This is a genomic window from Achromobacter sp., assembly GCF_049647645.1.
Lineage (GTDB): Bacteria > Pseudomonadota > Gammaproteobacteria > Burkholderiales > Burkholderiaceae_B > Achromobacter.
Window position 1 is genome coordinate 67949 of record NZ_JBARYB010000219.1, and the last position, 20847, is coordinate 88795.

General features: G+C 65.4%; 19 protein-coding genes. 9 read left to right on the forward strand and 10 right to left on the reverse strand.

Annotated features, from left to right (window positions below; all coding sequences use genetic code 11):
• Nucleotide 1 precedes the first annotated feature (1 nt).
• The 3 genes from WBB14_RS25740 to WBB14_RS25750 are packed head-to-tail and all read left to right on the forward strand — an operon-like array spanning nucleotide 2 to nucleotide 2406.
• Nucleotides 2-991 carry a branched-chain amino acid ABC transporter permease gene (locus WBB14_RS25740; protein ID WP_424242280.1) on the forward strand — a complete coding sequence of 330 codons (990 nt, stop codon included), beginning with the start codon at nucleotides 2-4 and terminating at the stop codon, nucleotides 989-991.
• A complete protein-coding gene (locus WBB14_RS25745) occupies nucleotides 972-1694 on the forward strand; it encodes an ABC transporter ATP-binding protein (RefSeq protein WP_013394013.1) in 723 nt (240 codons plus the stop codon). Before WBB14_RS25740 ends, WBB14_RS25745 begins: the two co-directional genes overlap by 20 nt.
• Nucleotides 1695-1698: 4 nt before the next feature.
• Nucleotides 1699-2406, forward strand: coding sequence for an ABC transporter ATP-binding protein (locus WBB14_RS25750; RefSeq protein ID WP_424242348.1), 708 nt, complete (start codon nucleotides 1699-1701; stop codon nucleotides 2404-2406).
• Between the two features lie 57 nt (nucleotides 2407-2463).
• Here WBB14_RS25750 and WBB14_RS25755 read toward each other — a convergent pair whose 3' ends face one another.
• From WBB14_RS25755 to WBB14_RS25770, 4 genes are all read right to left on the reverse strand, one after another.
• Complete coding sequence (locus WBB14_RS25755) at nucleotides 2464-3534, reverse strand: porin (RefSeq protein WP_424242281.1); 1071 nt, start codon at nucleotides 3532-3534, stop codon at nucleotides 2464-2466.
• Between the two features lie 334 nt (nucleotides 3535-3868).
• Nucleotides 3869-5170: a TRAP transporter large permease gene (locus tag WBB14_RS25760; protein WP_424242282.1), complete on the reverse strand. Its 1302-nt coding sequence runs from the start codon at nucleotides 5168-5170 to the stop codon at nucleotides 3869-3871.
• Nucleotides 5163-5663 carry a TRAP transporter small permease gene (locus tag WBB14_RS25765; protein ID WP_424242283.1) on the reverse strand — a complete coding sequence of 167 codons (501 nt, stop codon included), beginning with the start codon at nucleotides 5661-5663 and terminating at the stop codon, nucleotides 5163-5165. The genes WBB14_RS25760 and WBB14_RS25765 overlap by 8 nt, the downstream gene beginning before the upstream one ends.
• Nucleotides 5664-5670: 7 nt before the next feature.
• A complete protein-coding gene (locus tag WBB14_RS25770) occupies nucleotides 5671-6645 on the reverse strand; it encodes a TRAP transporter substrate-binding protein (RefSeq protein ID WP_424242284.1) in 975 nt (324 codons plus the stop codon).
• Nucleotides 6646-6925: 280 nt separating this feature from the next.
• On the opposite strand from WBB14_RS25770, the gene nudC reads away from it, so the two are divergent.
• The 3 genes from nudC to WBB14_RS25785 all read left to right on the forward strand — a co-directional run bounded on the left by nudC (nucleotide 6926) and on the right by WBB14_RS25785 (nucleotide 12022).
• Nucleotides 6926-7696: an NAD(+) diphosphatase gene (gene nudC, locus WBB14_RS25775; RefSeq protein ID WP_424242285.1), complete on the forward strand. Its 771-nt coding sequence runs from the start codon at nucleotides 6926-6928 to the stop codon at nucleotides 7694-7696.
• Nucleotides 7697-7828: 132 nt separating this feature from the next.
• Complete coding sequence (locus WBB14_RS25780) at nucleotides 7829-8338, forward strand: winged helix DNA-binding protein (protein ID WP_424242286.1); 510 nt, start codon at nucleotides 7829-7831, stop codon at nucleotides 8336-8338.
• Nucleotides 8339-8398: 60 nt separating this feature from the next.
• Nucleotides 8399-12022 (forward strand): hydantoinase B/oxoprolinase family protein, encoded by a 3624-nt coding sequence (locus WBB14_RS25785; RefSeq protein WP_424242287.1) that lies wholly within the window; start codon nucleotides 8399-8401, stop codon nucleotides 12020-12022.
• Between the two features lie 71 nt (nucleotides 12023-12093).
• Here WBB14_RS25785 and WBB14_RS25790 read toward each other — a convergent pair whose 3' ends face one another.
• Entirely contained in the window at nucleotides 12094-13128 is a 1035-nt protein-coding gene (locus WBB14_RS25790) for a C45 family autoproteolytic acyltransferase/hydolase (RefSeq protein ID WP_424242288.1), read from the reverse strand.
• 167 nt (nucleotides 13129-13295) lie between these two features.
• Between WBB14_RS25790 and glnH the strand changes: the two genes are divergently transcribed.
• The 3 genes from glnH (at nucleotide 13296) to glnQ (ending at nucleotide 15573) form a co-directional block, all read left to right on the forward strand.
• On the forward strand, nucleotides 13296-14048 hold the full coding sequence (gene glnH / locus WBB14_RS25795) for a glutamine ABC transporter substrate-binding protein GlnH (protein ID WP_424242289.1): 753 nt from the start codon (nucleotides 13296-13298) through the stop codon (nucleotides 14046-14048).
• Nucleotides 14049-14191: 143 nt separating this feature from the next.
• Nucleotides 14192-14848 carry a glutamine ABC transporter permease GlnP gene (glnP, locus tag WBB14_RS25800; protein ID WP_424242290.1) on the forward strand — a complete coding sequence of 219 codons (657 nt, stop codon included), beginning with the start codon at nucleotides 14192-14194 and terminating at the stop codon, nucleotides 14846-14848.
• Nucleotides 14845-15573: a glutamine ABC transporter ATP-binding protein GlnQ gene (gene glnQ / locus WBB14_RS25805; protein WP_424242291.1), complete on the forward strand. Its 729-nt coding sequence runs from the start codon at nucleotides 14845-14847 to the stop codon at nucleotides 15571-15573. Before glnP ends, glnQ begins: the two co-directional genes overlap by 4 nt.
• A 48-nt stretch (nucleotides 15574-15621) precedes the next feature.
• Here the strand turns inward: glnQ and WBB14_RS25810 are convergent, their stop codons facing one another.
• From WBB14_RS25810 to WBB14_RS25830, 5 genes are all read right to left on the reverse strand, one after another.
• Nucleotides 15622-17916, reverse strand: a complete 2295-nt coding sequence (locus WBB14_RS25810) for a RelA/SpoT family protein (protein WP_424242292.1) — start codon at nucleotides 17914-17916, stop codon at nucleotides 15622-15624.
• Nucleotides 17917-17937: 21 nt separating this feature from the next.
• The gene (rpoZ, locus tag WBB14_RS25815; RefSeq protein ID WP_006219679.1) at nucleotides 17938-18141 is read right to left on the reverse strand and encodes a DNA-directed RNA polymerase subunit omega; all 204 of its coding nucleotides are present in this window, start codon (nucleotides 18139-18141) and stop codon (nucleotides 17938-17940) included.
• Between the two features lie 44 nt (nucleotides 18142-18185).
• Nucleotides 18186-18818 (reverse strand): guanylate kinase, encoded by a 633-nt coding sequence (gene gmk / locus WBB14_RS25820; protein WP_173148231.1) that lies wholly within the window; start codon nucleotides 18816-18818, stop codon nucleotides 18186-18188.
• Nucleotides 18819-18921: 103 nt separating this feature from the next.
• Entirely contained in the window at nucleotides 18922-19842 is a 921-nt protein-coding gene (locus tag WBB14_RS25825; protein WP_424242349.1) for a c-type cytochrome, read from the reverse strand.
• Nucleotides 19842-20546, reverse strand: a complete 705-nt coding sequence (locus tag WBB14_RS25830; RefSeq protein WP_424242293.1) for a c-type cytochrome — start codon at nucleotides 20544-20546, stop codon at nucleotides 19842-19844. The genes WBB14_RS25825 and WBB14_RS25830 overlap by 1 nt, the downstream gene beginning before the upstream one ends.
• Nucleotides 20547-20847 lie beyond the last annotated feature (301 nt).

Genomic DNA, 20847 nt, shown 5'->3' on the forward strand with positions numbered 1-20847 from the left:
GATGAACAAGACAAACAAACTCGACGCCGCCTCGGCCGGCGTGCCGAAGTGGCCTGTGGCGGCGGCGGCCGTGGCCGCCATTCTGATGGCCCTGGTGCCGGTGGTGGTGAAGGACTCCTTCACTCTGCAAGTGCTGTTGCTGGCGATCATGTTCGGCGCGCTGGGCGCGTGCTGGAATCTCGTCGGCGGCTTTCTGGGCCGGATCTCCTTTGGCCATAGCGTGTTCGTGGGGGTAGGGGGCTATACCACTTTGCTGCTGCTGCACCATCTGAAGCTCACGCCGCTCCTGGGCATACCGCTGGGCGGCGTGATCAGCGCCGCGCTGGCCTGGCTGGTGGGCGGGCCCACGCTGCGGCTGTCTGGCCACTACTTCGCGATGGCCACCATCGCGCTGCTGCAGATCGGGCTGCTGCTGATGATCAATTGGGAGTGGGCGGGCGGTGCGGTCGGTCTGGAGGCGCCCATCGGCGACGCCGCCTGGATGCTGCTGTTCCGCAGCAAGGTGCCGTACTACTGGATCGCGGTGGGCCTGGCGTTCCTGACCTTCTGCGCCACGTTCTTCCTGGTGCACTCCAAGACCGGCTTCTACTGGCGCGCCATCAATGGCGACGAAGCGGCGTCGCGCAGCCTGGGCGTGCCCGCGGACCGCTACAAGATGCTGGCCTTCGTGATGTCGGCGGGCATGACCGGCGTCTGGGGCGGCTTCTTCGCCATGTACGTGGGCTTCATCGACCCGGAATCCATGTTCAACCTGACGATGTCGGTGCAGGTCGTGCTGGTGACCATCCTGGGCGGCGTCGGCACGCTGATCGGCCCGTGGCTGGGCGCGGCGGTGCTGTTGCCGCTGTCCGAGGGCACGCGCGTGCTGTGGGGCAGTTCGGGCATGGGCCTGGACCTGCTGGTCTTCGGCCTGGCCATATTGCTGGTCACCATGTTCCTGCCGGGTGGGCTGGTCACATTGAGGAGGCGCCGTGGCTCTGCTGGACGTTAAGAACCTGACCAAGCAATTCGGCGGGCTGGTCGCGAACAAGGACATCTCGCTGTCGGTCGAGGCGGGCGAGATCGTCGCCATCATCGGTCCCAACGGCGCGGGCAAGAGCACCTTGTTCAACGGACTGGTGGGGCATCACGAGCCCACCTCCGGCTCGGTGACCTTCGACGGCCAGTCCATGATAGGGCGTCGTCCCGAGCAGGTGGCGGCCATGGGCCTGGTGCGCACCTATCAGATCCCACGCAGCTTCGGGCAGATGACGGTGCTGGAGAACGCCATGGTCGGCGCGCTGCTGCGCCATCCGCGCCTGCAGGACGCGCGCCGCGAATCCGCCCGCGTGCTGGAACTGGTCGGGCTGGCCGAACGTGCCGACGTGCGGGCGGCAGAACTGAACGTGGCCGGACAGAAGCGGGTCGAGCTGGCGCGCGCGCTGGCGACCGAGCCGCGCATGCTGCTGCTGGACGAAGTGGCGGGCGGCCTGAATCCGGCCGAGGCCATCGCGCTGGCCGAGATCCTGCGCGGCATCCACGCGTCGGGCGTCACGCTCATCATCGTGGAGCATGTGCTGGAGGTGGTCATGCGGCTGGCGCAACGGGTGCTGGTGCTGAACTTCGGCCAGATGATCGCCGAGGGCGCGCCGCAGGAGATCGTGCGCAACCCGGCCGTGATCGAAGCCTATCTGGGGAGAAAGCACCGTGCCTGATGCGATGCTGAAAGTCGAGGACCTGAGCGTGGCCTATGGCGGCGTGCAGGCGGTGCGCGGCGTGTCGCTGGAAGTCAGACCGGGCGAGATCGCGGCCTTGCTGGGCGCCAACGGCGCGGGCAAGTCCAGCACCCTGATGGCCATTGTGGGGGCGGTCAAACCCAAGGGCGGACGGGTCGTGTTCGAAGGGCGGGACATTACCGGCACGCCGCCGGACAGGCTGGTGACCCAGGGGATCTCCATGATTCCCGAAGGCGCCCGCGTGTTCGCGCGCCAGCCGGTGGAGCAGAACCTGCGCCTGGGAGCCTACACGGTGCGGGACGAGCGCGTGTACGGCGAACGCCTGGAGCGCGTGTATGCCTTGTTCCCGCGCTTGAAGGAGCGCCGCGCGCAGTTGGCGGGCACCATGTCCGGCGGCGAGCGCCAGATGCTGGCCATCGGCCGGGCGCTGATGAGCGGGCCGCGCCTGCTCCTGATCGACGAACCCAGCCTGGGCCTGTCGCCTTTGCTGGTGGAACAGGTATTCGACGCGCTGGCGGCCCTGAACCGCGATGATGGCCTGTCGGTCTTGCTGGTGGAGCAGAACATGGCGCAGGCGTTGGAAGTCGCGGCACGCGCCTATGTGATGCAAAGCGGGAGGGTGGCCTTGTCGGGCGAAGCGGCAGAGCTCGCAGCCTCGGACGAGGTACGCAAGGCCTATCTGGGGATGTAGATCCGGGGATGTGACGAAGCCGCGCCGGACGCGCAAGGCGTCCGGCGCGCACAGTCATCAGAAGATGTGGCGGAAGCCCACTGCGGCGCCGAGCTGGTTGCTCTTGCCGGTAATTTCGCCGCTGGCGGCGTCGCTGACCTTGTTCCAGTCCACCGTGCCGTACACCTGCGAGCGCTTGGACAGCGAGTACTCGGCCACGGCGACCAGCGCGTAGCGCTTGCCCTTGTCGCCGTCTTCGACCACGTTCTTGCTTTGGTCGTAGTAGGCGGCGCCGGTGATGGCCCAGCGCGGCGTGGCCTGCCAGGTGACGCCGGCGAAGTAGCCGTTGTCCTTGCGGTCCAGGCCGGCGGCCTGGGCGCCACCCATTACAGCGTTGACCCAGCCGGTTTCGTCGCGGCCGTTGAAGTAGCCGGCAAATACCTTGGCGCCTTCGAACTGATAGGAAGCGTTCAGGTTCCACACGCGCTGGCGCAGGTCGGAATCCGTGCCTTCGTAGGTCTGCTGATAGCCCGCGCCCAGGCCCAGGTTGCCCACGGTGTAGCGCAGGCTGGCGCCGTACTGCTGGCCGGCCTTGTGGTCCTTGTAGTCGTCGCCGTTGGCCCAGGACAGCACGAACGCCAGGTCTCCAATGGTGTTGGAGTACTTGGTCATGTTGTTGGTGCGCACGCGCGACATGGCGGCGGGCAGCCAGGCGTTTTGGTCGTAGTTGCCGACGGTCAGCGGGTCGAAGTAGTCGGCCAGCAGGTCGAACATAGGGGTGTTCTGCAGACCCAGGGTCAGCGCGCCGATGCTGCCGCCGTCTAGGCCGATATAGGCCAGGCGGCTGAAGGTCTTGGCGGGATCCGAGCCGCGGCCGTTCTGCATGTTGAAGCCGTTTTCCAGGCGGAAGAAGGCGCGGTTGCCGTTGCCCAGATCTTCGGAGCCGCGCAGGCCCCAGCGGCTGTTGGAAATGGCGCCGTTCTCCATCGACACGCGGCTGCCGTCCGCGCCGACGCTGCCCGCGCTGGTGCTCAGGTAGCGGATGCTGACGTCGGCGATGCCGTAGAGGGTGACGCTGGTTTCGGCTTGGGCCGTGCCGGCGGCCAAGCCCAGGCCTGCGAGGGCGAGGGATAGGGTAATGCGTTTCATGCGGGGCTCCTCCTGGGTAGCGCTATTTTTTAGTGGCGCCGGGCTTTTGGCCCGGCTGGATGCGCCTGGCGGATCGTCAGGCGCTGGGCCGTCGCACCGACGCTTCGGGTAAGCGCGGGTCCGGGCGATGGCCGCATATGCACATATACGCCGTAATGTTGCAACGTAGCAGCGCCTGGGAATTCTAGAAAAGTTGGGCCGCGAACAACACCTGTAGTTTTTTGGAGTTTTCCCTGGTTTACAGGAGAGCAAAACAGGGGGCGCGGGTAGAGCGCGTTGGCGATGGCAAAAAAAAACCCCGTTCCGAGAACGGGGTTTTCACGATGGCGCCGTTCTATAGCGTCATGTGCAGCGGCAGCCACGTGGCTATGCCAGGCACGGCATAGAGCAGCAGCACGGCCAGGATCATCAGGAAGAACATCGGCAGTGAAGCGCGCGCGATGTAGGGCAATTCCTTGCCGCTCATGCCGGACAGCACGAACAGGTTGAACCCCACTGGCGGCGTGATTTGTGCCATTTCCACAACGAATACGATGAAGATGCCGAACCAGATCAGGTCGATCCCGGCGGCCTGCACCGTGGGTAACAGCACGCCCATGGTCAGCACGACGATGGAAATGCCGTCCAGGAAGCAGCCCAAGACGATGAAGAACACCATCAAGGCCAGGATCAGCCCAAACTGGGACAGGCCCAGGCCGCCGATCCATTCGGCCAGCGCGCGCGGCAGGCCGATATAGCCCATCGCCAACGTCAGGAACTGCGCGCCTGCCAAGATCAGCGCAATCATGCAGTACAGCCGGGTTGCGCCCAGCAGCGACTGCATGAAGGTGGAGCGGTTGAGCGAACCCTGCAGCGCCGAGAGGAACAGGGCGCCCACCACGCCGACCGCCGCCGCTTCCGTGGCGGTGGCAATGCCGGTGTAGATGGAGCCCAGCACCGCGCCGATCAGCAGCATCACCGGGATCAGATGCCGCGAACGCGACAGCTTCTGCATCAGCGACAGGCCCGGGTCGGCCGCCGGCACCTGGCCGGGATTGCGGATCGCCCACCAGGCGATGTAGCCCATGAACAGCAGGGCCAGCAGGATGCCCGGCAGGATGCCGGCGATGAACAGCTTGGCGATGGACACATCCGCTGCCACGCCATACACGATCATGATGATGGAAGGCGGAATCAGCAGGCCCAGCGTACCGGCCCCGGACAGCGTGCCCAGGATCTTGTCTTCGGGATAGCCGCGGCGCGTCAGTTCGGGGATGGTCATCTTGCCGACCGTGGCGCAGGTTGCCGCAGACGAGCCCGAGACCGCCGCGAAGATGGCGCAGCCGATCACGTTGGTATGCAACAGCCGGCCCGGCAGGCGATTAAGCCAGGGGGCGAGCCCCTTGAACAGGTCCTCCGACAGGCGCGTGCGGAACAGGATCTCCCCCATCCACAGGAAAAGGGGCAGGGCGGTCAGCGTCCAGCTGGAGGACGCGCCCCAGATGGTGACGGCCATTGCATCGCCCGCCGGCCGGCTGGAGAAGATCTCCATGCCGATCCATGCGGTCCCTGCCAGGGTCAGGCCGACCCAGACCCCGCAGCCCAGCAGCGCGAAGATCGAGACGACCAATAGGGTTATGACGAGAAGTTCATTCATGGGTTTGCTGCGAAGAGGCGGCGGCCAGGCCGCGAGAGCGTCGGATCAGCTCGTCGATCAAGGCGACCAGGAACAGCACTGTGCCCACGGCCATGCTGAGTTGGGGAATCCAGAGCGGCGTGGCGTCGTTGGACGTGGAGATGTCGTTGAACTGCCAGGAGTCGTAGGTCAGCTTGACACTGAAGAAGGCGAACGAGGCTGCCAGCAGGCAGCCGACCGCCAGGGCGAAGATATCCAGCCTGCGGCTGGCGGCGGGCTTGAGCGAATTGAGCAGCAGCGTCACGCGGATGTGTTCGCCGTGTTTGAACGTGCTGGCCAGCGCGAGAAAGCCGGCGGCGGCCATGAAATACCCGGCATAGGCGTCCGTGCCGGGTATGTTCATGCTGAGCTGGCGCGCGATGATCGCGGCCAGCACCGACACCAGTACGCCGATCGTGCACAGGCCGGCCATCAGGCCGGCCGCGCCGTAAAGACCATCTAGAAAGCGGCGCATGGAGGTATCACTGCTTCTTGTAGGCGTCGATCATGGCCTGGCCGTCGGCGCCGGCCTTCTTCAGCCAGTCTTCCAGCATGCGTTTGCCGATCACGGACAGGCCTTCCTTCAGCTCGACCGTGGGCTTGATGGTTTCCATGCCGTTCTTGGCCAGCTCTTCCTGGTACCACTTGTTCTTTTCCTGCGACAGCTTCCAGCCGCGTTCCTCGGCTTGCGCGCCGGCCTTCTTCAGGGCGTCTTGCGTGGCGGGATCGAGCGCATCGAACGCCTTCTTGTTGACGATGATGGCGTTCTTCGGCAGCCAGGCCTGCGTGTCGTAGAACTTCTTGATGTACTCGTAAGTCTTGGTGTCGTAGCCCGTGGATGCCGAGGACATGTAGGAATCGATCACGCCGGTGGCCAGGGCCTGGGCCAGTTCAGCCTGTTGCACCGTGACGGGCTGCGCGCCGACCAGTTCGGCGATCTTGGCCGTCACCGGGCTGTAGGCGCGCCATTTCAGACCCTTCATGTCCGAAATCTGCTTGATGTCCTTGTTGGCGAAGATGCCTTGGGGCGGCCAAGCCACCGCATACAACAGGGTCATGCCGTGCGCGTTGAGCTTCTTTTCGAGGAAGGGCTTTTGCGCCTGATAGAGCTTGAACGACGCTTCGTAGCCGGTGGCCAGGAAGGGCAGGCCGTCCAGTTCGTAGATCGGGTCTTCGTTCGCGAAGTTGGTCAGCAGGATCTCGCCGATCTGAGCCTGGTTGCCTTGCACCGCGCGCTTGATTTCGGGCGCTTTGTACAGCGAGGCGTTGTTGTGCAGCGTGATCTTCAGCTTGCCTCCGGACAACGTGTCCACGTCCTTGACGAAGGTGGTCAGGTTTTCGACATGGAAGTTGCTGGCCGGATAGGCCGTGGGCAGATCCCATTTCGTTTGCGCCTGTGCGCCTGCGCTGAACGCCAGGACGATGCTGCCGGCGAGCAGGGAGATTTTCTTGTGCATGGGTGGGTCCTTCTTTGCGAATGGTGAAGCCGGGTTGTGCCCGAAAGGCATTGCGAAAGAGTGCGCTGCGCCGATGACGCGCAGCTGAAAAGCCGTGCCATTCTATGTTGCTATGCGGTGGCCGCGCGCCCGAAATCACGTCTTTACGGGTTATTCCTAACAGGCGTGCGCGCTATGGATGATTGAGGGTTCAATCTTTGCCCAAGCCTTGCGCAAACGCATTGCGGCAGCCGTTTTTCTTCTAACATTGCGCTATTGAAAGCATGGTGCCGAGGCGTGTGTGAACTTCGTATTCCGTCATGATGAGTTGCTGGTTGAAGAAACGTCCGCCGTACTGCCGGACACCGCCTTGTGCGTTCAGATAGGGGTGGCAGCCGCGGCCTTGCAGCCGATCTGGGCGCTGCCCGGTTCGCCATACCGTACGGTGCACGTCGATCCCGGCATGGAGCCGCCGCAAGGCTATGCCTTCAGGAAGCTGCGCTCGCTCTTCGGCGTGCTGGACGACGAGCGCATGGCGTTGGCTGGCCGCGCCTACCAGATCGCCGAATGGGCGCGCACGCATAGGTTCTGTGGCGTCTGCGGCACGCCGGCGGAGCGCGTGCCCACCGAGTTCTGCCTGCGCTGCCCGTCCTGCGGCTTCTCGGCCTATCCGCGCATCTCGCCGGCCATGATGGTGCTGATCCGCAAGGGCGACAGCATCCTGCTGGCGCGCCACACCACGACGGCTACCTCGCGCTATACGGCGCTGGCCGGCTTCGTCGAACCCGGCGAAAGCGTTGAGCAGACCATCCATCGCGAGGTTCTAGAAGAAGTCGGCCTGAAGGTCGGCAACCTGCAGTACTTCGGCAGCCAGTCCTGGCCGTTCCCGCATTCGCTCATGGTGGCGTTCACGGCGGACTACGTGTCCGGCGACATTCGCGTCCAGGAAGACGAGATTGCCGACGCGCGCTGGTTCGGCCCGGGCGACCCCATGCCGGATATCGCGCCGCGGATTTCCATTGCCGGTTGGCTGATCCGGGCCAATCTGCCCATGGGCTGGTCGGCGCCGTAGCCGCTTTCTCACCGCATTGCTAGGGGTATTCCCTTGAAAAAGGGATTATTTGACGCCTTTGAATATTTTTTATTGATGAAATGTAGATAAATTATTAGTATTTCGCACATATAAACTCGGCTTGCGTCTCCCATGACACCTGCTTTGATTGCATCGTCGGCCCATCTGGCTGGCGGCAGCGCGCCCGACCTCTCCGAGGTCGAGTTCGGCCTGATGATCGCCAGCCACGCCTTTGACCGCTGGACCGTGCGCTGCATGGCGGCGGCTGGACTGCCCGACCTGACGCCCACCGACGTGATGGTCTTCCATCACGTCTATCACCGCGAGCGGCCCAAGAAGCTGGCCGACATCTGCTTCACGCTGAACGTCGAGGACACGCACATCGTCAGCTATGCGCTCAAGAAGCTGGAGCGCCTGGGCGTGGTCAAGGGCGAGCGCAGCAGCAAGGAAGTGTTCTACAGCGTGACCCCGGAAGGCGCAGCCATCCTCAAGCGCTACGCCGAGATCCGCGAGCAATGCCTGACCGCCGGCCTGGACGCGCCGGGCGGGGGCGGGCTGGACTACAGCCGCCAACTGGCGCACACGTTGCGCGCGCTGTCCGGCCTGTACGACCAGGCGGCCCGCGCGGCGACCTCTCTCTGATTCCGTTTACCCGCGCGCGGCCGCAGGCGCCGCGGCGACCCTTTGTTTGCAAGGACAGCTATGAAGTGGCAATTCTGGATTGATCGTGGGGGCACCTTTACCGACATCGTGGCGCGGCGCCCCGATGGTTCCACCACTACGGCCAAGATGCTCTCGGAAAACCCCGAGCAGTATCGCGACGCGGCGGTGGCCGGCATCCGCAAGCTGCTGGGCATCGCGCCCGGGCAGCCTGTGCCCGTCGATCAGGTCGAATGCGTGAAGATGGGCACCACGGTGGCCACCAACGCCTTGCTGGAACGCAAGGGCGAGCGCACCTTGCTGGTGACGACCCGCGGCTTCCGCGACGGCCTGCGCATTGCCTACCAGAACCGGCCGCGCCTGTTCGACCGCAACGTCATCCTGCCCGAAATGCTCTACGAGTCCGTCGTGGAAGCCGACGAGCGCGTGGCGGCCGACGGCGAGGTGATCCGCGAGCTGGACCAGGAAGCGCTGCGCGCGGCCATGCAGGGCGCCTATGACAGCGGCATTCGCGCTGCCGCCATCGTCTTCATGCATGCCTGGCACGCACCCGAGCACGAGCGCATCGCGGCCCGCATCGCGCGTGAAGTGGGCTTTCCGCAGGTGTCGGCCTCCCACGAGGTCAGCCCCTTGATCAAGTTCGTGTCGCGCGGCGACACCACGGTGGTGGACGCCTACCTGTCGCCCATCCTGATGCGATATGTGGATCAGGTGGCCGGCGAACTGCCGGGCATCCGCTTGATGTTCATGCAATCCAGCGGCGGCCTGACCGATGCGCACCGCTTCCGCGGCAAGGACGCCATCCTGTCGGGTCCAGCCGGCGGTATCGTCGGCATGGTGCGCACCAGCGAGATCGCGGGCTTTCCCAAGGTCATCGGCTTCGACATGGGCGGCACCTCGACCGACGTGTCGCACTACGCTGGCGAATTCGAGCGCGAATTCGAAACCCAGGTGGCCGGCGTGCGCATGCGCGCGCCCATGATGAGCATCCATACGGTGGCGGCAGGCGGCGGTTCGATCCTGCATTTCGACGGCGCGCGACTGCGCGTGGGCCCGGATTCGGCCGGCGCCAATCCTGGTCCCGCGTGCTATCGCCGCGGCGGCCCGCTGGCGGTGACGGACTGCAACGTCCTGTTGGGCAAGATCCAGCCCGATTTCTTTCCCAAGGTCTTCGGTCCCGAAGCCAATGAGCCCCTGGACCGCGACGCGGTCGTGGCGCGCTTTACGGCCATGTCCGACGAAGTGCGCGCCGCCACCGGCCGCGAGATGAGTCCGGAACAGCTCGCCGAGGGCTTCCTGGAAATCGCGGTGGGCAATATGGCCGAGGCCATCAAGCGCATCTCGGTGCAGCGCGGCCACGACGTGACCGAGTACGCGCTGACCGTGTTCGGCGGCGCGGGCGGCCAGCACGCTTGCCTGGTCGCAGACGCGCTAGGCATGACGACGGTGTTCGCGCATCCGTTGGGCGGCGTGCTGTCGGCCTATGGCATGGGCCTGGCCGATCAGACCGACATGCGCCAGAAGACGGTCGAAAAGGTGCTCGACGCCGACCTGATGCAGGCGCTGCAGGGCGAGCTGGACGAACTGGCCGGCCTGGCCGTGGGCGAACTGCGCCGTCAGCACGTGGCCGAAAGCGACATCGGCGTGCAGCGCCGCCTGCACCTGAAGTACCGCGGCACGGACACCTCGCTGGAAGTGGCTTATACGGATCTGGATCAGGCGCGCAAGGATTTCGAGGCGGCATACCGCCAACGCTATTCCTTCCTGATGCCCAACCGCGAGCTGGTGGTGGAGACCATTTCGGTCGAAGCCACGGGCGGCGGCGAGCGTGTCGGTGAAGCGTCTGCCGCACGCGTGCGCAACGGCGCGCTGGCTCCCAGCCGCGTCGTCAGCATGTACAGCGGCGGCGCCTGGCGCGATACGCCCCTGTATGTGCGCGAGGACATGGCGGGTGGCGACGTGGTGGCGGGACCGGCCATCATTTCCGAGCCCAACCAGACCACGGTGGTAGAAGCCGGCTGGCAGGCGGAATTGACGGCGCAGGACCACTTCGTGATCCGCCGCGTCGAGGCCCGTCCGGAACGTCGCGCCATCGGCACTCAGGCCGACCCGGTCATGCTGGAGGTATTCAACAACCTCTTCATGTCGATCGCCGAACAGATGGGCTACCGCCTGCAGAACACCGCCTACTCGGTCAACATCAAGGAACGCCTGGATTTCTCCTGCGCGATCTTCGATGCGCAGGCCCGTTTGATCGCCAATGCCCCGCACATGCCGGTGCACCTGGGTTCCATGGGCGAGTCCGTGCGCACGGTCATGCACGCCAATGCCGGCATCATGAAGCCGGGCGATGCCTATGTGGTGAACGATCCGTACCACGGCGGCACGCACCTGCCGGACGTCACTGTCATTACTCCGGTTTTCGACCGCGAAGGGCGCGAAATCCTGTTCTACGTGGGGTCGCGCGGCCACCATGCCGATATCGGCGGCACCACGCCGGGCTCGATGCCGCCGGATTCCAAGACGGTGGAAGACGAGGGTGTGCTCTTCACCAACTTCCAACTGGTGAAGGACGGCGAGTTCCGCGAAGCCGCCGCGCGCGGCATCCTGGGCTCGGGCCGCTGGCCGGCGCGCAATCCGGACCAGAACATCGCCGACATGCACGCGCAGATCGCCGCCAACGAAAAGGGCGTGCAGGAGCTGCTGCGCATGTGCGACCACTTCGGCCTGGAGGTGGTCCGCGCCTACATGGGGCATGTGCAGGACAACGCCGAGGAAGCAGTGCGCCGCGTGATCTCGGTGCTGAAGGACGGCAGCTACGAGTATCCGCTGGACAACGGCGCGGTGATCCGCGTGGCCGTGAAGGTCGACACCGAGGCGCGCAGCGCCGTGGTGGATTTCACCGGCACGTCCAATCAGCTGGACAACAACTTCAACGCACCCGGCGCCATCGCCGTGGCGGCGGTGCTGTATGTGTTCCGCACGCTGGTCAATGACGACATTCCGCTGAACGACGGCTGCCTGGTGCCGCTGTCCATCATCCTGCCGGAAGGCTCGATGCTGCGTCCGAACCCGCCGGCTTCGGTGGTGGCGGGCAACGTGGAAACGTCCATGTGCATCGTCAACGCGCTATACGGCGCGCTGGGCGTGCTGGCCGCAAGCCAGGGCACGATGAACAACTTCACGTTCGGCAATGCGCGCCATCAGTACTACGAGACGATCTCGGGCGGCACGGGCGCTGGTCCGGTGCGCATCGATGCGGCGGGTCCCCACGATGAAGGCTTCGCAGGGACTTCGCTGGTGCAGGCGCACATGACCAACTCGCGGTTGACGGACCCCGAAGTGCTGGAGTTCCGTTTCCCGGTGCGCCTGGAGTCCTACGAAATCCGCAAGGGTTCGGGCGGGGCCGGCCGCTATCCGGGCGGCGAGGGCGGCGTGCGCCGCATCCGCTTCCTGGAGGACATGACCGCGGCCATCCTGTCGAACAACCGCCGTTATGCGCCGTTCGGCCTGGCGGGCGGGCAGCCCGGCGCCATGGGCCGCAACTCAGTCGAGCGCGCCGACGGTTCCATCCAGGAACTGGGGCCGCAGGACAGCGCGCAATTGCGCCCGGGCGACATCTTCGTCGTTGAAACCCCCGGAGGCGGCGGCTACGGCCAGGCTTGACCCGCAGGGCATGAACCAACGGCCGCGTCAGCAATGACGCGGCCGTTGTCTTGCGGCGTGGCGGGGGACTGCTATTCCGCGTCCGACATCACATCCAGCGCAATGTCCGCCTTCGCCTTGCGGTCGTAAACCCGCAAGGTCACTTCGCTTTCTCCGATCTCGAAGATCGCGGTCGCCAAGGTGTTCTCATCATCGGGATCGTCTGCCGCGGTACGCAATATCGGCAGCTTCCCTTCAGTGTCGTGCAAGGCGGCGATCACATCGTCGCGGCCGGTGCTGCCGGACCAGCCGTCCACGATCCCTTCGATGCGGTTCTGGCGCGATCGAGACGAGTCCGTGACGATCTGCGCCACGCCGCCCATGTCCGCGTGCACGATGTGATTGGCATGGCCGTAGCGCGTGCCGATCTCCAGGATGGAGGCCGAGCCCGGCGCGACTTCCGCGCTGACGAGGCGCGCGTCGCCGGCCGCGCCCAGCGTGTGATGGAAGCCTCCCGAGTGCGGCAGCTCGCGCAGCAGCGCGACGGCCTCGTCCAGCGTGGCGCAATCCAGCACCGCACGGGCCATCAGCATGCGCGGCACGCCCGGATGCCGCTGCCGGATGCGCAGGTTGTTGATGGTCTGCACCAGGCCGGCGCGGTTGGCGCCGAAAGTATGGCCGGGCAGCGAGCCGGGATAGTAGAAGCTGACATAGCCGGGCGCGTCGTCCAGCGCCACGTCGACCAGATGGCAGCGCCCATGCAGATAAGGATCGCCGTCCTCGTTGTGGCCGATCCAGCGAGTGCCGTCCGCCGCCCTCAGCGCGACCGAGGTGCAGCCGTCGGTGGTGCTGTGCAGCAGGTCGCCGCGGCAGTTCCACAGCAGCACGTCCCCGATCGGCATGCGCAGGCCTTCCGCCATGCCTTCCAGCTCTTCCCAGACTGCCGGCAGCGCCGCTTGCGCCTGCTGCGCCAGCGTGTCCAGGAAGGCGTGCCCGCGCCACGGCCGCAGCGCGTCCCAGCTGCGGCTTTGCTCCAGGTAGGTCGCCATCAGGGGGCGCGCCAGCTTGCCCAGCGCCAGGCCGGCCTGACGTCGGTTGCCGGCAATGCGCACATATTTGTAGGCCATGGGAATCCTCCGGGTGTCATGCGGATTGTAAATTTTCCGGCCGCTGCCGGGTGGGGACGTATGCGTTAAGATCGGCGGTAAGCTGTGCTGGAGACCCCGGCGCGGCCCAGGAATCATGCCCCTACAACAACCCCGGGGTGCCGACTGGTCCCCAAGAGGAGAGTTTCATGATCAAACGTAAAGTCGCCGCCGCGCTGGTCGGCCTGTCCGTGGCCATGTTCGGCGCCGCTTCCGGCGCCCAGGCCCAAGGCAAGGAATTGGTGGTGGCCACCGATACCGCTTTCGTGCCGTTCGAGTTCAAGCAGGGTAATACCTATGTGGGCTTTGACGTGGATCTCTGGGCAGCCATCGCCAAGGAACTCAACCTCAAGTACAAGCTGCAACCCATGGACTTCGCCGGCATCATCCCGGGCCTGCAGACCAAGAACATCGACGCGGCGCTGGCCGGCATCACCATCCGGGACGACCGCAAGAAGGTCATCGACTTCTCCGATCCCTATTATGAAAGCGGCCTGGCCATCCTGGTCGGCGAAAAGAACACGGACATCAAGGACGCCAAGTCCCTGGGCGGCAAGACCGTCGCGGTCAAGACCGGCACCGCTACCGTCGACTTCCTGAAGGCCCAGGTGCCGGATGCCAAGCTCAAGCTGTTCCCGAACATCGACAACGCCTATCTGGAACTGGCCACCGGGCGGGTGGACGCGGCGGTGCACGACACGCCCAATGTCCAGTACTACGCCAACACGGCCGGCAAGGGCCGGGTGAAGGTGGTGGGTTCGGTCAAGAGCGGCGACTTCTACGGCATTGCCTTCCCCAAGGGCAGCGATCTGGTGCCGCAGGTGAACAAGGCGCTGGCCACGCTGAAGGCCAACGGCCAGTACGACGCCATCTACACCAAGTGGTTCGGCAAGAAGCCCTGAGCACCCGGGTTCGCTTTGCATTCCGGGACCGCTCGGCATCGGCCAGCGCCGGCTGATGCCGGCCGCTGCGCCGCAGTGCGGCGGGCGGTCCCGCGCCGCTCTCGCCGCGCTGCGTCGCGGCGTCGCGCCATAGGGGGAATATCGTGGAGTTTGACTGGACTGTAATCAAGGACGCGCTACCCAATCTGCTCGAGGGTACGCTCATGACCATCAAGATCACGTTCTGGGGCCTGTTCGGCGGTTTTCTGCTGGGCGCGCTATCCGGCGTGACGCGGGCTTACGGGCATCCCGTGCTGTCGGCCATCGCGCAGGTCTACGTCGCCGTCATCCGCGGCACGCCCATCGTGGTGCAGGTGATGTTCATCTATTTCGCCTTGCCCCTGCTGGCGAACATCCGGGTGGATGCGGAATGGGCGGCGATCGTTACGCTCATCATCAATTCCGGGGCCTATATCTCTGAAATCGTGCGCGGCGCGCTGCTTTCCGTGCACAAGGGCCTGAAGGAAGCCGGCCAGGCCATGGGGCTGCCGTTCCACAAGATTCTTTTCCACATCATCGGGCCGGTGGCGTTCCGCCGCATGATTCCGCCGCTGGGCAACCAGTGCATCATCAGTCTCAAGGATTCGTCGCTCTTCATCGTGATCGGCGTGGCCGAGCTGACCCGCCAGGGCCAGGAAATCATGGCCAGCAATTTCCGCGCCGTCGAGATCTGGTCGGCGGTGGCGATCGTTTACCTGATCCTGACCGGCCTCATGGCGCTGGCCCTGCATCTGGTTGAAAGAAGGATGCGCATACTATGAGCATGGTCGAATTCCACAACGTCACCAAGAACTTCGGCGAGTCCATGGTGCTCGACGGCATTTCGCTGAATATCGACGCGGGCGAGGTCGTGGTGGTGGTCGGGCCCTCGGGCTCCGGCAAGTCCACCTTCCTGCGCTGCATCAACGTGCTTGAAACCATCAATGGCGGCGACCTGCTGGTCGATGGTCTGAGCGTGAACGGCGGCGCGGCGCAAGTGCGCGAAATCCGCCGCGAAGCGGGCATGGTATTCCAGCAGTTCAACCTGTTCCCGCAGATGACTGCGCTGGAAAACGTCATGTTCGGCCCGGTGCATACGCGCGGGCAGAGCCGCGCCGAAGCGCGCGAGTTGGCCGAGAGCCTGCTGGCCAAGGTCGGCCTTGCCGAGCGCATGAACCACTATCCCTCGGAGCTGTCCGGCGGCCAGCAGCAGCGCGTGGCGATTGCACGGGCGCTGGCCATCAAGCCCAAGCTGATGCTGTTCGACGAGCCCACGTCGGCGCTGGATCCGGAGCTGCGCCACGAAGTCCTCAAGGTCATGCGGGACCTGGCGGAAGAGGGCATGACCATGGTGGTGGTCACGCATGAGATGGAGTTCGCGCGCAAGGTGGGCAGCCGCCTGATCTTCATCGACGCCGGCAAGATCGCGCATGACGGGCCGCCGGGCGAACTGTTGAGCAACCCGCCCAGCCAGCGGCTCAAGGATTTCCTGCAGCACGTGACCTGAAGGCAGCGTGCAGGGCTGGGTTCAGCCCTGCACGGCCGACCTTGCGTTTCAGCCCTTCACGCGCACGATCTTCTGCACCTGCGGCACATGGCGGATGGCGCGGATGACCTGCGCCAGGTGCTTGCGGCTGTCGACTTGTATCGTCAAATGCAGCGACACCGTGGCGACCGCGTCGTCGTGCATGGTGACGTGCATGATGTTGGCGTCGGCCGCCGTGACTTCCGCGGCCAGCCGTCCTAGCACGCCGCGCTCGTTACGCGTGACGATATCCAGGCGTGTGGCCAGGTGCTTGGCGGTGTGGGCGTCCCAGGCGACATTGATCCAGCGTTCCGGCTCGCGCAGGCGCTGGCGCATCGCCACCGGGCAGTCGGCGGTATGCACCACCAGTCCGTGTCCCATGCGCATGCCGGCGATGATGGGATCGCCAGGCAGGGGGCCGCAGCAAGGCGCCAACTGCACGGCCTGGCCTTCATTGCCCTGAATCAGGATGGGAGCGCTGCGCGCCGAGGTCAGTTCGTCCACAGCCGCTGCCGTGGTCGCCACCAGTTGGTGCTCGGGCGCGAAGCGGCGCGCCACCACGGCAGCCAGGCGCTTGCCCAGCCCGATGTCGGCCAGGATTTCCTCGCGCGAGCTGGCGCCGGTGCTGCGCGCCAGCTTCTGCCAGGCCGGGTCGTCGGTGGCGGGCAGGGGCATGTGCAATTCTTGCAACGCCTGACCCAGCAAACGTTCGCCAAAGGCCACCGATTCTTCGTACTTGACCGTGCGCAGATAGTGGCGGATTTCGGAGCGCGCGCGCCCGGTACGCACGTAGTTGAGCCACTGCGCGTTGGGACGGGAGGCGGGCGAGGTGACGATTTCCACCGTGTCGCCGCTGTTCAGTTCCGTACGCAGCGGCACGAATTCGCCGTTGACCTTGGCGGCCACCGCCTGATTGCCGATGTCGGTGTGGATCGCGTAGGCGAAGTCCACCGGCGTGGCCCCGCGAGGCAGCGAGATGATCTTGCCGCGCGGCGTGAATACATAGACCGCGTCGGGAAACAGGTCGACCTTGACGTGCTCCAGGAATTCGCCGGAATCGCCGGTCTGGCTCTGGATGTCCAGCAGCGATTGCAGCCATTGGTGGGTGCGCTTCTGCAGGTCGTTCAGAGTCAGGTCCGCGCCCTTGTAGAGCCAGTGCGAGGCCACGCCTTCTTCCGCCACATGATGCATGTCGCGGGTGCGGAACTGGAACTCCACGGGCGTGCCGTAGGGGCCGACCAAGGTCGTATGCAGGGACTGGTAGCCGTTCACCTTGGGAATGGCGATGTAGTCCTTGAACTTGCCGGGCACGGGACGGTAGAGCTGATGCAGCGTGCCCAGGGCCAGGTAGCACTCGGGCAAGGTGTGCACGATGACGCGAAAGCCGTAGATGTCCAGGACGTCGGAAAACGACTTCTTCTGGTCGACCATCTTGCGGTAGATGCCGTAAAGCGTCTTTTCGCGGCCGGTGACCTCGGCTTCGATGCCGGCGGCGGGCAGCGAAGCCCGCACCGAATCGGCGATCTTGGTGATGACTTCGCGGCGGTTGCCGCGTGCGGCCAGCACGGCCTTGTAGAGCACCTGGTAGCGGTTCGGGTACATGGCCGCGAAGCACAGGTCCTGCAGTTCGCGGAACAGCAGGTTCAGGCCCAGGCGGTGCGCGATGGGCGCGTAGATCTCCAGGGTTTCGCGCGCGATGCGGCGGCGCTTTTCCGGGTTGACCGCGTCCAGCGTGCGCATATTGTGCAGGCGGTCGGCCAGCTTGATGAGGATGACGCGCACGTCGCGCGCCATCGCCAGCAGCATCTTGCGGAAGCTTTCGGCCTGCTGTTCGGCCTTGGTGGCGAAGTCCAGGCGGTCCAGCTTGGACAGGCCGTCGACCAGTTCGGCGACTTCAGGGCCGAATTTCTCGGCCAGCTCGTGCTTGGCGATGCCCTGGTCTTCCATCACGTCGTGCAGCAGGGCGGCGGACAACGCGTTGACGTCGAGCTTCCAGCCTGCGCAGATTTCAGTGACGGCGATGGGGTGAGAGATGTAGGGCGAGCCGCTGGCGCGGAACTGGCCCAGGTGCGCCTGGTCCGCGAAGCGATAGGCCTCGCGCACGCGCTCTACGTCTTTCTTGTCGAGATAGCTGCCGATGATTTCGGTCAGCGGCGCCAGCGAAGCGACCGGCGAGGCGGTCGCGTCCGCCGCTTCTTGCGCGGCGACGGACGGTGGCGTGAGGGGGGTCTTGTCTTTCTTGCCCGTGCGGCGCCCGAGACGGGAGCCGGCACGTAGTGCGGCAAGCAGACCTGATGAAGCGTACTTCAGCCCGGGAAAAGCCATGCTTGCCGCCCCCGGAAATTATCAGGTGGGTACTTTACGCAGCATTTCCACGCCGGTGAGGCCGCCCGCGATTTCGCGCAGGGCAGTGACCGTGGGCTTGTCTTTGCTGTCCAGGCGCGGGGCATGGCCTTGCGCCAACTCGCGGGCGCGGTAGGTTGCGGCCAGCGTGAGCTTGAAACGATTGGGGATTTGATTCAGACAGTCTTCGACGGTAATGCGAGCCATTAGGACACCTGGTGCTGATGGAGGATAGGGAGAATGCGTTCGGCTCAGTGTTCGGCCGGAATACCCAGTTGCGAGAACAACTGGCTATGACGGGCGGCCTGAGACGAAAAGCGCAGCCGCGCGGCGCTAACTATTTGAGTCAGTTCCGACAAGGCCACGCTAAATTCTTGATTAATAATAACATATTCGCATTCAGGCGCGTGGGCGATTTCGCCGCCCGCGGCCATCAGGCGGCGCGCGATCACCTGGGGCGCGTCCTGGCCGCGCGCCTTGAGCCGGCTTTCGAGTTCATCGATGGACGGCGGCAGCACGAACACGCCGATCGCGCCGGGGAAGCGCTGCTTCACCTGGCGGGCGCCTTGCCAGTCGATTTCCAGCAGCACGTCGCGGCCGGCGCGCGTGGCTTCGTCGATGCGGTCGCGCGGCGTGCCGTAGAAATTGCCATGCACTTCCGCCCATTCCAGCAGATTGTTGCCTTCGCGCAGGAGCTTGAATTCGTCCGGAGACACGAAGCGGTACTCGCGGCCGTCTTCCTCGCCGGGGCGGGGCGCGCGGGTGGTGCAGGAGATGGAGAGCAGGATGGAGGGGTCTTGCTGGAGCAAGGCCTTGACCAGGCTGGACTTGCCGGCGCCGCTGGGCGCGACGACCATGAAGACGTTTCCGGGATTGGCGGACATGAATGTGGCAGGCGTGTGATGCTGAGACACGAAGAATAACAAATCGCGTGGCCGGGCAGGGGGGAAACCCGCAGCCCGGCCACGCGATTTGCGGACGCCGGATTCAGCCGCCAGCCTTGACGGCGGCCTGGATCAGCTTGCCGCCGGGCGCGGGGGAGTCGCTGCCCAGCAGATGGCCGTTGACCTCGATGCCGTACAGCGAGTCGTCGGAGTCGTGGTACTTGGCCCGGGTCGCGGCAACCGATTCGGTATAGCGCGGATCCTGCGGGCGTTCATGCGCGTTCATGAAGTAGGCGACATCCCAGGCTTCCTGGTCGCTCAGCATGCCGGCCTGTCCCAGCGGCATATTGGCCTTGATGAAGCCGGCGGCATTGCCGATCTGATGCATGCCCGCGCCCCAGTTGAAGGAGTCCGCACCCCACAGGGCGGGGAACACCCAGTGCTTGCCGTTCTTCTGGCCCCGGCCCTCGGCGCCGTGGCAGACGGCGCAATACTGCGCGTAGACCTCGCTGCCGCGCACGTAGTCGGCCTTTTGGGCGGGCGGCGGCAATTTGCGGTAGCCCTGGCCTTCCAGCACCACCCCGGTGGGGGCCTTGCTGGCCAGCCAGAACATATAGGTCTGCAGGGCGGTCAGCGTGGGGTCGTCGGCGGCTGGCGCCTTGCCGTTCATGCTGAAGCGGAAGCACCCCTGCAGGCGTTCGGCCAAGGTGTTGACGTGGCCGTTCTTGGCGCGATAGGCCGGGTACAGCACATAGGCCGCCCATATCGGCGCCGAATCGGCGCGGCGGCCGGCGTCCAGGTGGCAACTGGCGCAGTTCAGGTCGTTGCCGACGAACTTGCCGGCCTTCTGCGGCGTGTGCAGGAAGATCTGCTCGCCTTCGCGCACAGCCTTGCCGAAGTCGTTATCGGGTATGGATGCGGCGGACGGCGGCGTGAAAGAAGGGCGCGGCTCGGCGGCGAATGCCGCGGCGGACGCGAACAGGCAGGCGGCCGCGGACAGCAGGCGCAGGCGGGTGGCGGTCATCATTGCTGGGCTCCCGCGGTGGTCTGGGCTTGCGCGGCAAGCTGGTCGGCGGCCTTGGGCAGGCCGGCGTAGTAGGCGGACACGGCGTCGATCTCGGCGCTGGAGAGGCGGGTGGCCACGGCGGGCATCAGGCCCAAGGGACCCGGCGGGCGCTGGCCTTGTTGCCAGGCGCGTAGCTGGCCCGCGATGTAGGCGGCGGGCTGGCCCGCCAGGGCGGGGAAGTTCGCGCCGACGCCGATGCCGCCAGGGCCGTGGCACTGGTTACAGGCCGGCACGTTCTTGTCCCAGGCGCCGCGGGTGGCCAGCCAGGCGCCGGTGTCGGCCGGCTTGACCGGGTGCATGGCGGTGGCGGCGAGCTTGTCGGTGTCCTGGGCAGACGGCAGCGAGGCGTAGTACTGTGCCACGGCCTTGCGCTGCGCCGGGTCCAGCGCCTTGGCGGTGGCGGCCATGACCGGGCTGACGCGGGAGCCGTTGGCCATGGCTTCGAGCTGTTCTTCCAGATAGGCGCTGCCCATGCCGGCCAGTTGCGGAAAACCGGCGGCCGGATTGCCTTCGCCGCGGGCGCCGTGGCAGGTGATACAGGCGGGCGCGCCATTGGCGCCCTGGGTGCTGATCTGCTTGCCGTCAGGCGCGCCTTGGGCCCCGGCCGAGGCGGCGTACAGCGCGCCCAGGACGAGTGCGCCGGTTAGGGACCGTGGGGTCATGGATGCTGCTCCATAGATGTTTTTGGATTTTTGGTAATAAGCTAATTTCTCAGAATTATATAAAGACTTGTGACGGATCAACACGAGATTATCGATTCAGTGGCAAGCGCCGCGCTCGATTCCGCGGTGGGAAATGTGTGGAGAAGAGTGGTGTGCGCAGGCGGGTCCGAGGCGCAGGCGCTCACGGAAAATCGCCTTGCTTTCCGCACTCCGGCGGGGCCGCCACGCCGCGTAATTTTTGCTTGCGTGTGACGGCTGGGTAAGTGTCACCGCTGGAACCATCGCTTGCAGCATCGCCAGA

What these genes read in the sequence shown, in the direction of transcription:
- WBB14_RS25765 (WP_424242283.1), bottom strand. Translation starts at nt 5,663, where the DNA reads ATGCGCCGCTTTCTAGATGGTCTTTACGGCGCGGCCGGCCTGATGGCC.
- glnQ (WP_424242291.1), top strand. Translation starts at nt 14,845, where the DNA reads ATGAGCATGGTCGAATTCCACAACGTCACCAAGAACTTCGGCGAGTCC.
- WBB14_RS25825 (WP_424242349.1), bottom strand. Translation starts at nt 19,842, where the DNA reads ATGACCGCCACCCGCCTGCGCCTGCTGTCCGCGGCCGCCTGCCTGTTC.
- WBB14_RS25810 (WP_424242292.1), bottom strand. Translation starts at nt 17,916, where the DNA reads ATGGCTTTTCCCGGGCTGAAGTACGCTTCATCAGGTCTGCTTGCCGCA.
- WBB14_RS25750 (WP_424242348.1), top strand. Translation starts at nt 1,699, where the DNA reads ATGCTGAAAGTCGAGGACCTGAGCGTGGCCTATGGCGGCGTGCAGGCG.
- WBB14_RS25785 (WP_424242287.1), top strand. Translation starts at nt 8,399, where the DNA reads ATGAAGTGGCAATTCTGGATTGATCGTGGGGGCACCTTTACCGACATC.
- WBB14_RS25755 (WP_424242281.1), bottom strand. Translation starts at nt 3,534, where the DNA reads ATGAAACGCATTACCCTATCCCTCGCCCTCGCAGGCCTGGGCTTGGCC.
- gmk (WP_173148231.1), bottom strand. Translation starts at nt 18,818, where the DNA reads ATGTCCGCCAATCCCGGAAACGTCTTCATGGTCGTCGCGCCCAGCGGC.
- WBB14_RS25830 (WP_424242293.1), bottom strand. Translation starts at nt 20,546, where the DNA reads ATGACCCCACGGTCCCTAACCGGCGCACTCGTCCTGGGCGCGCTGTAC.
- WBB14_RS25790 (WP_424242288.1), bottom strand. Translation starts at nt 13,128, where the DNA reads ATGGCCTACAAATATGTGCGCATTGCCGGCAACCGACGTCAGGCCGGC.
- WBB14_RS25740 (WP_424242280.1), top strand. Translation starts at nt 2, where the DNA reads ATGAACAAGACAAACAAACTCGACGCCGCCTCGGCCGGCGTGCCGAAG.
- WBB14_RS25770 (WP_424242284.1), bottom strand. Translation starts at nt 6,645, where the DNA reads ATGCACAAGAAAATCTCCCTGCTCGCCGGCAGCATCGTCCTGGCGTTC.
- rpoZ (WP_006219679.1), bottom strand. Translation starts at nt 18,141, where the DNA reads ATGGCTCGCATTACCGTCGAAGACTGTCTGAATCAAATCCCCAATCGT.
- glnH (WP_424242289.1), top strand. Translation starts at nt 13,296, where the DNA reads ATGATCAAACGTAAAGTCGCCGCCGCGCTGGTCGGCCTGTCCGTGGCC.
- WBB14_RS25760 (WP_424242282.1), bottom strand. Translation starts at nt 5,170, where the DNA reads ATGAATGAACTTCTCGTCATAACCCTATTGGTCGTCTCGATCTTCGCG.
- WBB14_RS25780 (WP_424242286.1), top strand. Translation starts at nt 7,829, where the DNA reads ATGACACCTGCTTTGATTGCATCGTCGGCCCATCTGGCTGGCGGCAGC.